The sequence below is a fragment of the Nocardia concava NBRC 100430 genome (assembly GCF_000308815.1).
Lineage (GTDB): Bacteria > Actinomycetota > Actinomycetes > Mycobacteriales > Mycobacteriaceae > Nocardia > Nocardia concava.
Window position 1 is genome coordinate 26,887 of the sequence record NZ_BAFX01000146.1, and the last position, 13,929, is coordinate 40,815.

Annotated in this window: 10 protein-coding genes; 6 read left to right on the forward strand and 4 right to left on the reverse strand. The window is 70.1% G+C overall.

The genetic code is table 11. The features are described from left to right. The first annotated feature begins 62 nt into the window (after positions 1-62). On the forward strand, positions 63-1,673 hold the full coding sequence (locus ON43_RS33855; RefSeq protein WP_051179594.1) for an FAD-dependent monooxygenase: 1,611 nt from the start codon (positions 63-65) through the stop codon (positions 1,671-1,673). 116 nt (positions 1,674-1,789) lie between these two features. Here the strand turns inward: ON43_RS33855 and ON43_RS33860 are convergent, their stop codons facing one another. Both ON43_RS33860 and ON43_RS33865 read right to left on the reverse strand, forming a co-directional pair. Further along, positions 1,790-2,659 (reverse strand): MaoC family dehydratase, encoded by an 870-nt coding sequence (locus ON43_RS33860; RefSeq protein ID WP_040814121.1) that lies wholly within the window; start codon positions 2,657-2,659, stop codon positions 1,790-1,792. Then, positions 2,656-4,014: a 3-oxoacyl-ACP reductase gene (locus tag ON43_RS33865; RefSeq protein ID WP_040814198.1), complete on the reverse strand. Its 1,359-nt coding sequence runs from the start codon at positions 4,012-4,014 to the stop codon at positions 2,656-2,658. Before ON43_RS33865 ends, ON43_RS33860 begins: the two co-directional genes overlap by 4 nt. 175 nt (positions 4,015-4,189) lie before the next feature. Here ON43_RS33865 and ON43_RS33870 point away from each other — a divergent pair, with 175 nt between their 5' ends. Continuing rightward, on the forward strand, positions 4,190-5,512 hold the full coding sequence (locus tag ON43_RS33870; RefSeq protein WP_040814123.1) for an acetyl-CoA C-acetyltransferase: 1,323 nt from the start codon (positions 4,190-4,192) through the stop codon (positions 5,510-5,512). Between the two features lie 67 nt (positions 5,513-5,579). Here the strand turns inward: ON43_RS33870 and ON43_RS33875 are convergent, their stop codons facing one another. After that, a complete protein-coding gene (locus ON43_RS33875) occupies positions 5,580-6,914 on the reverse strand; it encodes an ADP-ribosylglycohydrolase family protein (RefSeq protein WP_218003437.1) in 1,335 nt (444 codons plus the stop codon). Between the two features lie 40 nt (positions 6,915-6,954). After that, positions 6,955-7,395 (reverse strand): hypothetical protein, encoded by a 441-nt coding sequence (locus tag ON43_RS42935; RefSeq protein WP_157514275.1) that lies wholly within the window; start codon positions 7,393-7,395, stop codon positions 6,955-6,957. 258 nt (positions 7,396-7,653) lie between these two features. Here ON43_RS42935 and ON43_RS33885 point away from each other — a divergent pair, with 258 nt between their 5' ends. The 4 genes from ON43_RS33885 (at position 7,654) to ON43_RS33895 (ending at position 13,908) form a co-directional block, all read left to right on the forward strand. Then, complete coding sequence (locus tag ON43_RS33885) at positions 7,654-8,145, forward strand: universal stress protein (protein ID WP_040814125.1); 492 nt, start codon at positions 7,654-7,656, stop codon at positions 8,143-8,145. Between the two features lie 148 nt (positions 8,146-8,293). Then, on the forward strand, positions 8,294-9,385 hold the full coding sequence (locus ON43_RS33890; protein ID WP_040814127.1) for an isochorismate synthase: 1,092 nt from the start codon (positions 8,294-8,296) through the stop codon (positions 9,383-9,385). Between the two features lie 76 nt (positions 9,386-9,461). After that, positions 9,462-9,632, forward strand: a complete 171-nt coding sequence (locus ON43_RS44035; protein WP_083913908.1) for a DUF2613 domain-containing protein — start codon at positions 9,462-9,464, stop codon at positions 9,630-9,632. Then, the gene (locus tag ON43_RS33895; protein WP_444543747.1) at positions 9,613-13,908 is read left to right on the forward strand and encodes an alpha-(1->3)-arabinofuranosyltransferase; all 4,296 of its coding nucleotides are present in this window, start codon (positions 9,613-9,615) and stop codon (positions 13,906-13,908) included. The genes ON43_RS44035 and ON43_RS33895 overlap by 20 nt, the downstream gene beginning before the upstream one ends. The last annotated feature ends 21 nt before the right edge of the window (positions 13,909-13,929 follow it).

Sequence of the window (13,929 nt, forward strand, 5' to 3'; positions counted from 1 at the left end):
CGGCCAGTGGCGTGTGATCGCGGTGCAAGGGGCGCGCAAGCGGGGGTTCGCATCCTGGGGACATGACAACGGCACATGTTCCGGTCCTGGTGGTCGGCGGCGGTCTGGTGGGCCTGTCCGCCGCGCTGTTCCTCGAATTCCAGGACATCCCTTACGTTCTGGTGGAGCGGCGGACGGCGGCCTCGCCGCTGCCCCGCTCGCGGGGGCTGCACACCCGCACCGGCGAGATGTATCGCCAGGGCGGGATGGAGGCGAGGATTCAGGCCGCGGCGGCGAACGCGTTGCGGGCCGGGTCCTTCGGCGGGGCGTGGACCGGTGAGTCGGTGCGGACCGCCGAATCGCTGGACATGTCCGGAATGCACGCGGCCATCACCGCCATGGATCCGAGCCCGGCGAAGTTCGTGTTCCTGCCGCAGGTGCAGCTCGAGCCGGTGCTAGCCGAGGCCGCCCGGGAATGCGGTGGTGATCTCCGATTCGGCACGGAGCTGGTCGAATTCGCGCAGGACGCCGACGGCGTCACCGCGGTGCTGCGTGATGCGTCGGGTGAGCGGTCGGTGCTGCGCGCGGACTATCTGATCGCGGCCGACGGTGCGGGCAGCCCGATCCGGCGGGCGCTGGGCATCACCGGGACCGAGTCGCCGCCCACGCACCACTACCTGAATGTGTTCGCCCGCACCGATCTCACCGCCCTGCTGGAGGGCCGCGGCTTCAGCCAGTGCGAGATCGCGGGCCCCGAAGTGCGGGGAATCGTGTTGTCCAAGAACAACACCGACGAATGGTCCTTCCACATCGAGTACGACCCCGCCGTCGAATCACCGGCGGACTGGCCGGACGAACGCTGCGTGGCCGCGATTCGCGCCATGGTCGGCGCGCCCGATATCGCCGTCGAGATTCTGGCCCGAAGCGCTTGGGACACCGGCACTTTCGTTGCCGATGAGTATCGCCGCGATCGCGTCTTCCTGGTCGGCGATGCCGCGCATCGGCATGCGCCGTGGGGCGGTTACGGCGGCAATACCGGTGTCGCCGACGCCCATAATCTGGTGTGGAAGCTGGCCGCGACGCTGCGGGGGACGGCCGGTCCGGCATTGCTGGATTCCTATGCGGCCGAACGCCGCCCGCGCGCCCTGGTGGCGGTCGAGCAGTCCCGGCTGGGTACCGATTTCCGGACCCGCTACGGCATCGAAACCGCGGACAATGCCGATGACCTGGCCCGCAGACTCGACATGTCCGCGATCATGACCCGCTACCGCTACGCCTCGACGGCCGTGCTCGACGCACCCGCCCCGTCCCCGCAGGTGTCCGCGCCGCACGGGCAGACCGGAACCCGCATGCCGCACTGGTGGATCGACGCCGGAGCGCTGTCCGTCTCCACCCTCGACCTGTGCGGTCCCGGCTTCACGCTGCTGATCTCGGGCCCCGCCGGCGCCTGGCGCGAGGCCGCCGCGAAGGCCGAGCGCGACACCGGCATCGACCTCGCCGTGCACGCCCTGCCCGCCGCCGACTGCGCCGCGCACGCGGGCCTGGCCGAGGGCGAGGCGCTGCTGGTCCGCCCCGACCACCACATCGCCGCCGGACCGGACTCGGGCCTGACCCCGGCCTGGCTGGGTGACGTGCTGATGCTGCTCAACAGCTCTCAAAATTCAAGAGCCGCACACCGTTCCGGCCGGATGTAGAAACCCCTGCGTGGCGACATCCGTATTCGAAACAGTGTGCGGCTCTATCACCCCCTTCGGGCGGACCGCCTAGGTGGCTCCGCCCGAATTCCCGGGTGACACGACGCTCGTCACTTTCAGCGCAGCGTAGCGGTCAGGTGCGGGAAGCCCTTCTTCGGGTTCTTCAAGGAGATGTCCCACCCACCGGACACCTGGTCCGCGTAGAGGTTCACCGTGGACGGCAGGAAGATCGGCTTGCCGAATTTCACACCGTAGGTGACCTTTTCGGGGATCCGGCCCTCGAGCGCGCCGAGCACCGTCGCGGCCGACCACATGCCGTGCGCGATCGGCTTCGGGAAACCGAAGGCCTTCGCGCCCAGCGCGGAGGTGTGGATCGGATTGTGGTCGCCGGAGGCGGCGGCGTAGCGGTTGATCATCTTCTGATCGACGCGCAGCGCCTTCAGCGGCGGCGGCGGAACCTCGTCGGGCTTGGGCTCCGGCTTGGGCCCGCCCGACAGCGAGGTGCGCTGCTGGTGCAGGAAGGTGGTGACCTGACGCCACACCAGTTCCCGGCCCACGTTCACCTCGGTGATCGCGTCCACCAGCAGCCCCTTGGGGTGCTCGCGCAGGTTCTCGATGTGGGTCTCGAAGTCCAGCGGCTCGGCCACCGAGATCTCGCGGGTGCGCTCGATGACATTCTCCGCGTGCACCGCGCCGACGGCCACGAACGGGAAGTCGCGGGCGACGACCAGCTGCATGGCCAGCGGGAAGCTGAGCACGAACGGGTAGGTCAGCGGCAGCGAGTCGCCGAAGCGCAGGCCGGTGGCCCGGCAGTAGGCGGCCAGGTGATCCGGATCGACCTTGAAGCCCTCGAGCCGGACCGTGCGGTCCGGCAGGGTGGGCTTGCGGTTGGACAGACCCGGCACCGGCAGCGCGCCCAGGGCGGCCTTGACGAACAGGCCGCTGTTCTTGGGCACCTCGGTGAGGTTGATGGTCTGGGTCATCATGCTCCGATCATGGCCTGGCCGCAGACGCGAACGATATTGCCGTTCACCGCGTTCGACGCCGGGGAGGCGAAGTAGGCGATGGTCTCGGCGACGTCCACGGTCTGACCGCCCTGCAGCAGCGAGGACAGCAGGCGGCCGCCCTCGCGGGTGGCCAGCGGGATGGCGGCGGTCATGGCGGTCTCGATGAAGCCGGGGGCCACCGCGTTGATGGTGATGTTCTTCTCGGCCAGCTTCGGGGCCTCGGCGTTGACCATGCCGATGACACCGGCCTTGGACGCGCCGTAGTTGGTCTGGCCGCGGTTGCCCGCGATACCGGCGATGGAGGACACGTCGATGACGCGGCCGCCGGAGCGCAGCGCGCCCTTGGCGACCAGGCCCTCGGTGATCCGATGCGGCGCAGCCAGGTTCACGTTCAGGACCGAGTTCCAGCGGCCCTCGTCCATGTTGGCGAGCAGCTTGTCGCGGGTGATGCCGGCGTTGTGCACGACGATGTCGATGCCGCCGAAGCGCCCGGTGGCGAACTCGGCGAGCTTCTCGGCGGCGTCGGGGGCGGTGACGTCGAGGGCGAGCGCGGTGGCGCCGACCTTGTTGGCGGTCTCCGAGAGCGCCTCACCGGCGGCCGGGATATCGGCGACGATCACGGTCGCGCCGTCACGGGCGAAGACCTCGGCGATGGTCGCGCCGATGCCGCGGGCGGCGCCGGTGACCACGGCGACCTTGCCCTCCAGCGGCTTGTCCCAGGAGGCCGGGGCGGTGGCGTCGTCCTTGCCGACCCGGAAGACCTGGCCGTCGACGAAGGCCGACTTGGCCGACAGCACGAAGCGCAGGGTGGACTCCAGACCCGTTGCGGCAGTGGCGGCTTCGGGGTGCAGGTAGACCAGGTTGGAGGTGGCGCCGCGCAGCAGCTCCTTGCCGACCGAGCGGGTGAAGCCCTCGAGCGCGCGCTGCGCGATCTGGCCGTCGACCGAACCGGCCAGCTCCGGGGTGGTGCCGATGACCAGCACGCGGCCCGAGGGCGCGATCGAGCGCATGGCGGGCTGGAAGAACTGGAACAGCTGCTCGAGCTCTTCGATGGTCTTGATGCCGGTGGCGTCGAACACCAGCGCACCGAACTTCACGCCGGGGGTGACCGAATCCACGAAGGTGTAGTCGCCCAGCAGGTTCCGCACGGCGTCGGCGACGCGGCCCTTACCGCCCAGCAGCACCGGGCCGGGGAGCGCGGGCTCACCCTGCTTGTAGCGGCGCAGGGTCTCCGGCTGCGGCAGGCCGAGCTTGCTGGCCAGGAACGCGCCGGGGGCGGAGTGAACGAAAGATCCGTAGAGGTTGGGAGCGCCCTTGCTCTTGCTGGCAGCCACGTTTCCTACCTTCTCCTTGGTTTCGGCCCGCCAAAAGCGGTATTGCGCACACATGCGCGGTACGGTGTCGACAAATGAACTTACTCCAGAGTAAGTTTAATGTAAACCGAGTGACGCGTACCCCGAGGGGACAGCGCGTGGCGGAAATCCCACCGACGAGACACTGGAGACTCGAGTGACCACCAAAGCCCGTTCGGCGAAGGCCGCGGCCAAGACCACCAAGCAGGCGCGCCCGGTTGCCATCCTCGGCGGTAACCGCATCCCGTTCGCTCGTTCGGACGGTAAGTACGCCCACGCCTCCAACCAGGACATGTTCACCGCGGCACTGAACGGCCTGGTCTCCCGCTTCGGCCTGCAGGGCGAGCGCCTGGGCATGGTCGTCGGCGGCGCGGTGCTCAAGCGCGTCGGCGAGCACGGCATGATCCGCGAGAGCGTGCTCGGCTCCACCCTGTCCCCCTACACCTCGGCCCACGATCTGCAGCTGGCCTGCGGCACCGGCCTGCAGTCCATCGTCACCGTGGCCGACGGAATCGCGTTGGGCCGCATCGAGAACGGCATCGGCGGCGGCACCGACACCACCTCCGACGCGCCGATCGGCGTGAGCGAGGGCATGCGCGAGTGGATGCTCGACGCCAACCGCGCCAAGAAGAACTCCGACTACGTGAAGCTGGTCGGCCGCCTGCGTCCCTCGATGGTCGGCATCGAGATCCCGCGCAATGCCGAACCGCGCACCGGTCTTTCGATGGGTGAGCACGCCGCCATCACCGCCAAGGAGTTCGGCGTCTCCCGCGAGGCGCAGGACGAGCTGGCCTACCTGTCGCACAAGAACATGGCCGCCGCCTACGACCGCGGCTTCATGGACGACCTCATCACCCCGTTCCTGGGCCTGACCCGCGACGACAACCTGCGTCCGGGCTCGACCATCGAGAAGCTGTCGACCCTGAAGCCGGTCTTCGGTGTCAAGCTGGGTGACGCCACCATGACCGCCGGCAACTCGACCCCGCTGACCGACGGCGCGTCCGCGGTGCTGCTGGGCTCCGAGGAGTGGGCGGCCTCGCGCAACCTGCAGCCGCTGGCCTACCTGGTGGACTCCGAGGTCGCCGCGGTCGACTACATCCACGGCCCGGACGGCCTGCTCATGGCCCCCACCTACGCGGTGCCGCGCATGCTGGCCCGGAACGGCCTGACGCTGCAGGACTTCGACTACTACGAGATCCACGAGGCCTTCGCCTCCGTGGTGCTCGCCACCCTGCAGGCGTGGGAGTCGGACCAGTACTGCAAGGAGCGGCTGGGCCTGGACGGCGCGCTGGGCAAGATCGACCGGTCGAAGCTGAACGTGAACGGCTCCTCGCTGGCCGCGGGCCACCCGTTCGCCGCCACCGGCGGCCGCATCATCGCCCAGACCGCGAAGCAGCTGGCCGAGAAGGGTGGCGGCCGCGCGCTGGTCTCCATCTGTGCCGCGGGCGGCCAGGGCGTCGTGGCGATCGTCGAGCGCTAAGAGTCCGTTCGAAGGCGGTGTCCCGGTCCGGGACACCGCCTTCGTCGTTCCAGGGCCCGATTCGATGTCAGGCCACCAGGTTTCGGGTGCGGATGGCCAGATCGGAGATGCGGGCGGCGTCGTAGCCGGTGACCGCGCTGTGGACAGTGTCGTGGAACGGGGCGATCCAGTGGGCCGGGATCCCGGCGGCCCCGGTGAGAATGCCCGCCACCGAGCCCGCGGTCGCGCCGTTGGAGTCGGTGTCCCAGCCGCCCTCGACGGTGAGGGCGATCGTGCGGCTGAAATCTCCTTCGCCCCAGAGCAATCCGGCGGCGATGAGACAGGCGTTGCCGATGGCGTGGACCCAGCTGTAGTGGGCGTGGCGGATGCGGACGGCGGCCACGGCCTGCTCCCAGGAGTAGCCGCGGCGGTGATCGTCGAGGACTTCCGACAGGGCCACGGCCAGGCGGGAGCGGGCGGGGATGACCGATCCGGCGATGGTCAGGGCGTCCGCGGGGACGGGGGTGGTGAAGGCGGCGGCGACCAGGGCGGCCGACCACATGGCGGCCCATAACCCGTTGCCCACGTGGGAGATCGAGGCCTCGCGGGCGGCGGCCACGGCGGCGCGGCGGGGTTGACCGGGATGGGTGTAGCCGTGGATGTCCGCGCGGATGAGCGCGCCGATCCACTCGCGGTAGGGGTTTCGGTAGGAGGCGGTGTCGGGCGGGGCGTAGCCGTCGATGAGATTGCGGTAGGCGACGCGTTCGGCGGTGTAGGTCTGCAGGAACGGCAGGCGTTCCAGCCACAGGGCCGCCACGTCATCGGGGGTGAACGCCGGGCCGCGCTGCTCCAGCAGGTGCAGGCCGAGGATGGTGTAGTCGATGTCGTCGTCGCGCGGGCAGCCGTCGATGCCGCCGAGAGTGGCTGCGCGCCAATCTCTCCGGCTGGTGATCTCCGAGGGAACCGGATCGGAGACGGGCACGTAGTCGCGCAGCGGGTACGCACCGAACGGCTCCAGGTAGGCGCGAATGCTCTCGGGCGTCCAGAGGAAACCGTTCTCCAGCGGCTTGCCGAGCGTGCAGCCGACGCAGCGGCCGAGCCAGCCGCCGTGGATGCGGTCCAGCAGCTCCGCCTCGGGGATCTGCGGCGGCGAATCCCGCTCCGCATCAGGCAGATTCGCGCTCCATGGCGCGTCCACCCATTCGGTGTACGGCCAGTCCGGCAGCCGACGCGACCGCTCGACCCGATCCAATAGTCGCCAGCACGCGCCCGGGATCGGATGCTCGGTGTGCGTCAGGTCCCGGACTTCCTCCGCGAAACCATCGACCGCGTAACCGGATTCGGTCCGCTGACACCATTCGTAGTACAGCAGGGCCCGCGGATCGGCCTCGTGATGGCCGAAGAAGGCCGCCTCTATGGTCACAGCACCTTCCGTATGCGATCACGGCACCGCCTGAACGAGTTCACAACACCGCCTGGGTGGCCGCGACCACCTCGGAGAGCAGGGGCATGGATTCGTCGCGTTCGGGTGGGCGCGCCCACCAGCGGCCCTCGTGGGTGTGGCGGCCGAAACCGGTGGGCAGGATGACATTGCTGCGATGCGGGCCGATATCGATGCTGTTGCGCTCCAGCACTTCCAGGCATTCATCGGAGGGATAGCCGTCGAAGACCGCCAGGAATGTGCGGCGCGGAGGCTTGTCCCGCACCAGCACCGGGCCGGGGATGCCGCGCGCGACGAGTTCGTCGAGTATCAAGGCCCCCAAGGTTTCCGGGGTGTTCAGGGCGGCGATGGTGTCGACCAGCGGTAGCACCACGAATCCCGGCGTGGTCACGTGCACGTAGGGGAGACCGAACAGGGAGCGGTACACGCGCGCCCACTCCTGCGGGGTCGTCAGCTCGTCCAACCGCACAATCCACCCCTCGTTCGGGCCCAGCTCCAACGACGGCGATGTCGAACGTCGGCGAACCTGAAAGGCCGACCCCTCAGCGAAAGCGACACTGTCAGTGAAAACCCGGAACCCCCAGCGCACCACCGGTTTGGGTAAATCGTTGGCGAACTGTGGAGAACTTGCGACGTGCCCGGCCTTGCCAAGTCCGCTGAACGGTCGGTTTCGGGGGTAGCCTCGGGGGTACAGACAGACGTTCCCACCAGGAGGTTCGTCATGCCCTGCGATTTGATGCTGATCGCCTACGACGGTTCCGAGAACGCCCGGCGGGCCGTCGAATACGCGGGCCGGTTCCTGGCGGCCAACAGAGCCGTGGTGCTGACCGCGTGGGAGCCGATGGTGCGCCAGGCCGCGCGCCTGTCGGGGCTGTCCGGGGTGATGCAGCCGGAATGGATGACCGACGACGAGATCGAGGACGTCGCGCTCGTGGACGCCAGGAATATCAATGCCGAGGGCGTGCGCCTGGCCAAACTGGCAGGTCTGAACGCCGAGGCGCGCACCGCTGAGTGCACGACCACCATCTGGAACGCCATCGTCGAGGTGGCCGACGAGCTGGATGTGGACATCATCGTGGCGGGCACGCGCGGGGCCACCGGGATCCGGGCCCTCATGCATTCCAGCGTGGCGGACGCGGTGCTGAAGCATTGCCACCGCCCGGTGCTCATGGTGCCGCCCGGGCGAGAGCCGGCCGCCGCCAAACACGGGTGACGGCCCGACCGGGACGGGTGGGCGCGCTCACGTTGCGGGAAAGTTACTGGGCCGCAAGGAAATACCCGGCAACACCGGTGGGAGCCGGTGAGACATGCGTCGCTCCCCGGGGGTCGGCGGCCGGGCACGGGACTATGGTCGAAGCATCATGGACGGATTTCTGCTCGCGACGCCGGACAGTGTCTTACGCACCTCGGGCACTCGCACCACGTTCGACGCGCCGGCGGCGGCCGCTGCCGCGCTGCGGTCCGGCGCGGCGGAGCTGATCGTCGGCGCGCTGCCCTTCGATCCGCGCCGTCCCGCCGCCCTGGTCGCGCCCGAACAGGCCGAGCACACCGCCGGGCCGTGGCGGCCCGCCGCCCTGCCGGACCTGCCGGAGGTCCGGGTGGTGCTCGAAATGCCCAGTGCCGCAGAACATGTCACCCGCGTCGCCAAGCTGGTGGAGCAGCTGAGCGATCCGGGGCAGCCGCTGCGCAAGGTGGTCGCGGCCCGGTCCCTGGTGGCCGCCGCCGAGGCCCCGCTGGAGCCCGAGGTGATCGCCGCGCATCTGGTGACCCGGCATCCGCGCGCCGCCGTCTACGCCGTCGATCTGTCCCCCGCCGGGCGGCCGGGCGAAACACTGCTGGGCGCCACGCCCGAGGTTCTGGTCTCCCGCCGCGGCCGCGCGGTCACGCTGCGCCCGCTGGCCGGCACCCTGCCCCGGCTCGCCGATCCGGACGCCGATGCGGCCCAAGCCCGAGATTTGCTGGCCAGCACCAAGAATCGCGATGAGCACGCCTACGTCATCGACTGGATCCGCGAGCGGCTGACCCCGGTCTGCGCCGATCTCACCATCCCCGACGCCCCCGAACTGCTCTCCACCCCCGAGGTCTGGCACCTGGCCACCCCCATCCGCGGCGAACTCCGCGACCCCGCCACCACCGCCCTCGACCTGGCCGTCCTCTTACACCCCACCCCCGCCGTCTGCGGCACCCCCACCGCCCTCGCCCTCGACGCCATCGCCGACCTCGAGGGCGACCGCGGCTTCTACGGCGGCGCCGTCGGCTGGTGCGACACCACCGGCGACGGCGACTGGTACGTCGCCATCCGCTGCGCCGAACTCGCCGCCGACACCCGCACCCTCCGCGCCTTCGGCGGCGGCGGCATAGTCGCGGCCTCCGACCCAGCCACCGAACTCCACGAGACGACAGCCAAACTCCGCACCTTCTTGGGCGGACTGCACTGCACGATTCCCGAATAGCCAGGGCTAGGGAGTTCCCCGAGCAAAACCTGCTAGGTTGGCTCCCGTTACGCATGCGTCCGATGGGAGTACCGCGATGAAGTTTGCCGTTCCTGGTGCAGCGAGTGCTGCTGGTGGGGCTCTGGTCGGGCTGGCGGCGGTCCTGATCATCACGGTGGCGGCATCGCAGGACAAGCGGCCCGACATCGACCGCAGTGGCGACGCCGGTTCGTCGCTATTGAACAACGTTGAGTACGGCTCCCGCTGACCGGCTGACCTCCGAACCAGGCCAACCCGAAGAATCGACGTCCGATGCGACCGGTCCGGGCGCGGACCGGTCGCCGAACACCACACCGCTGGGCCGTCGCTGGCTGCTCGGCAGTGTGCTCGCAGCATTCCTGCTGACCTTTCTGCAGTCACCCGGGCAGACCGTCGCGGATACGAAATACGATCTGGCGCAGAATCCGCTCGGCTTCCTGGCCCGCGCCTCCCATCTGTGGAGCAGCCAGGCCCCGATGGGCCAGGTGCAGAACCAGGCCTACGGCTACTTCTTCCCGCACGGCGCGTTCTTCTCGCTCGGGCACATCCTCGGCCTGCCGGGGTGGGTGACCCAGCGCATCTGGTGGGCACTACTGCTGCTCGCGGGCTTCTGGGGCATCATCCGGCTCTGCGAGACGCTCGGTATCGGCAGCCGCGGCTCGCGGGTGATCGCGGCGGTCGCGTTCGCGCTGTCGCCGCGCGTGCTCACCACTCTCGGCTCGATCTCCTCGGAGACGCTGCCGATGATGCTGGCCCCCTGGGTACTGCTGGCCCCGGCCGCGCTGGGCGTGGCGATCAAACGCCCGAATTCCGCCCCCGGTGAGCAGCCCGCGCGGCGCGGAATGGCGACGCCCGCGGGCAGCGCGCTGGCCCTCGCGCTGATGGGTTCGGTGAACGCGGTGGCCACGGCCGCGGCATTCCTGCCCGCGGCGCTGTGGTGGATCTCGTTCAAACCGAATCGGGCGTGGTGGCGCTTCACCCGCGCCTGGATTCCATTGCTGGCCCTGGGCACCTTCTGGTGGGTGGTGCCACTGCTGTTGCTGGGCAAGGTGAGTCCGCCGTTCCTGGACTACATCGAATCCTCCGGCGTCACCACGCAGTGGGCCTCGCTCGGCGAGGTGCTGCGCGGCACCGACAGCTGGACGCCGTTCGTCTCGCCGGAGCGCATCGCGGGCGCGGTGCTGGTGACCCAGCCCGCGGCGGTGCTGGCCACCGGCCTATTGGCGGCGGCCGGAATGGCCGGACTGGCCATGCGATCCATGCCGAATCGGGGTCGCCTCGCGCTGATCCTGCTGGTCGGATTGGTCGGCATCTGCGCGGGTTACGCGGGCGAGCTGGGCGGCCCGTTCGCCGAGCAGGTGCGGCTTTTCCTGGACTCCGGCGGCGCGCCGCTGCGCAATGTGCACAAGCTGGAGCCGCTCATCCGGCTGCCGCTGGTGCTGGGCCTGGCGCATCTGCTGAGCCGGGTGCCGCTGCCGGGTTCGGTGCCGATGCCGGTGTGGCGCAGGGCCTTCGCGCATCCCGAACGCGACAAGATGGTCGCGGTGGGCGCACTCATCCTGACCGCGCTGGCGCTGTCCACCTCGCTGGCCTGGACCGGCAAGCTCGCCCCGCGCGGCAGCTACGACCACGTGCCCGGCTACTGGCGGCAGACGGCGGATTGGCTGGCGCACAATGCTTCCGATACCCGCGCGCTGGTGGTGCCGGGCGCGCCGTTCGGCAGTCAGGTGTGGGGTCTGACCCGCGATGAACCCTTGCAGGCGCTGGCGAGCACCCCCTGGGCGGTGCGAGACGCGGTGCCGCTCAATCCACCCGGCGCGATTCGGGCCATGGATTCGGTGCAGCGGCTGATCGCCGACGGTCGGCCGTCGGCGGGGCTGGCGGCGACGCTGGCGGGGCAGGGCATCGGAATCCTGGTGCTGCGCAACGATCTCGACCCCGAGACCTCGCGCTCCACGCGGCCCATGCTGGCGCATCGCGCGATCGAGGGCTCACCCGGGTTGAAGAAGGTCGCCGAATTCGGCGACCCGGTCGAGACGGGGCGGGTGGAAGGGCTGGTGGCCGACGGGGATCTGCGTCCCGATTACCCGGCCATCGAGATCTATCGCGTCGAGACGACCACACCCGGCACGCCCACCGAGGTGCACAGCGGTGTGGGCGCGCCGAATTCGTTCCCGGGCGCGTTCACGGTGCCTCTGGACAGCGTCCCGGTGGTGCAGGGCGGGCCGGAGGTCGTGGAACGGTTGCGCCGCGATCCCGCGACACCGGCCGGGCCCATGCTGCTGGCCTCGGACGCGGCGACCGCCGGGCTGCCCGCCGACGGCGTCACCGTCACCGACACACCCATGGACCGGGAAGCCGACTTCGGGCGCGTCGACAACCACAACTCCGCGCTGCGCGCACCCGAAGATGCCCGCCGCACCCACAATCTGGTGCCGGACTATCCGGTGTACGGCGCACAGCTCGTCGAGGGCGAATGGTCCGGCGCGACCGTCACCGCCTCCAGCTCCGCCGGTGACGCCACCCAGCTCGGCGGGGCCGCGCCCGGCAGCTCCACCGCCGCCGTGGTGGACGGCGATCCGGCCACCGCCTGGATCTCCAATGGCGCGGAACACGCTGTCGGCCAATGGCTTCGGCTGCGACTCGACCAGCCGGTCAGCACCGCCGTGCTGCACCTGACCACCAGCGCCGCCGCCATCGGCAGCCCGGTGAAGTGGGTCGAGGTGGAGACCGCCAAGGGCACGGTGGCCGCGCGCATCACCGAACCCGGTACGCCGGTGTCGATCTCGCTGCCGCCGGGCAGCACCGACTGGGTCAAGATCACCGCCATCCACACCGAGGACGGCAGTGCCGGTGGGCAATTCGGCATCAGCGAACTCAGCCTGGACGACTACGCCGACCGCGACAATCCTGTGACCGTCGACATCCGCCACCGCACCGTGCTGCCGCCGACACCGGCGGGCGTCTCGGTGCGGGGCTGGGATCTGGGCCAGGAATTCCCCGGCCGCAGCGCCTGTTTCGACTCCCCCGACCGCATCCGCTGTAGCAAGGGGCTGGCCCTGGCCGCCGAGGAGCCGGGCCTGTTCGAACGCACCCTGCAGGTGCCGCAGCCGCTCACGGTGACCCCGGATCTGATCGTGCACACCCGTCCCGGCCCCGCACTCGAGGCCATGCTGACCGATCCGGACCGGCCCATCGCTCGCGGCCAGGCCGATGTCGGCGACCTGCGCGGCTCGGCCTTCGCCGCCACCGACGGCGATTCACGCACCAGCTGGACCGCGCCTGAAACGACCGTGCGCAATCCGGCGGGCGCGAAACCCACACTCACCATCGAACTTCCGGCGCCGACGCTGGTCACCGGCCTGGAGGTGGCGCCCTCGCGTGGTGATCTGCCCGCCCACCCCACCTCGATCTCGGTGAATCTCGGTGACGGCCCGCAGGTGCTCGAGGTCAACCCGGAGGCCGGTGCGGTGAGCCGCGTCGAGCTGCAGCCCCGGGTCACCGACCGCATCGAGGTGAGCATCCAGACCTGGGATGCCGTACTCGACCGCACCGCACTGGGTTTCGCGCAGGAACAGCCGCCGGGCCTGGCCGAGGTGAACGTGCTCGGACCCGATTACCCGGCGCCCGCCGACCCGAACCGGCTGATCACCGTCGACTGCGCGCACGGGCCCACCATTGCCGCCGCGGGGCGCACCCTGCACACCACGGTGACCGGTACGGCCGCCGAATTGCTCTCGGGCGCACCGCTGCCCGCCCGGGTGTGCGCGGTGGACAATTCCGAGACTCCCGAAGGGGCCGACTCCGGCTTCGAATTCCCGTCCGGGCGTGTGGATGTCGCGGTCGCGCCGACCGAGCTGTTCACCGTCGACGAACTGCGCCTCGGTCGCACTCCGGCGCTGCCGCCGGTGGCGGACCCGAACGGTACGACCGGCACCCAGGTGCTGGTGCTTCCGTTGAGCACCAATGTCGGCTGGAAGGCCACAACCGCCGATGGCACCGAATTGAAGCCGCTGGTGATCAACGGCTGGCAGCAGGCATGGCTGGTGCCGCCGGGCGCCAAGGGCCCGATCACTGTCGCATTCCCCACCGACCGCTGGTACCGGCTGGCCATCTTCGGCGGTCTGCTGTTGCTGATTCCGCTTGTCGTGCTGGCCTTCCGGGGCGCTCGGTCGCCTGTTCGTGACGACGGTCCGGCCCCGCGCACGTGGCACAGCCGGACGGTCGCGGGGCTGGGTCTGGCTGCGGCGGCCGGGATCATCGCGGGTCCGATCGCACTGGTCGTCGCCGCGATCGGGTTGCTGGTGGACCACATTCGCCCGCGCGGGTGGTCGCGGATCCTGGTCGGTATCGCGTTCGGCGGCACCGCCATCTGCGCGGCCGCACTGTCCACCGGACCGTGGCGCTCGTTCGAGGGCTATGTCGGCGGCTCGCTGTGGGTGCAGTTCCCCGCGCTGGTCGGCGTGATCGCGGTCGGCATCGCCGCCCTGCCGCCCAGGCATTGAATGGCACCGCCGCCCGGGCGC

Coding starts and splice junctions, on each gene's coding strand:
- ON43_RS33855 (WP_051179594.1), top strand. CDS start 63: ATGACAACGGCACATGTTCCGGTCCTGGTGGTCGGCGGCGGTCTGGTG.
- ON43_RS33860 (WP_040814121.1), bottom strand. CDS start 2,659: ATGATGACCCAGACCATCAACCTCACCGAGGTGCCCAAGAACAGCGGC.
- ON43_RS33885 (WP_040814125.1), top strand. CDS start 7,654: ATGCCCTGCGATTTGATGCTGATCGCCTACGACGGTTCCGAGAACGCC.
- ON43_RS33890 (WP_040814127.1), top strand. CDS start 8,294: ATGGACGGATTTCTGCTCGCGACGCCGGACAGTGTCTTACGCACCTCG.
- ON43_RS44035 (WP_083913908.1), top strand. CDS start 9,462: ATGAAGTTTGCCGTTCCTGGTGCAGCGAGTGCTGCTGGTGGGGCTCTG.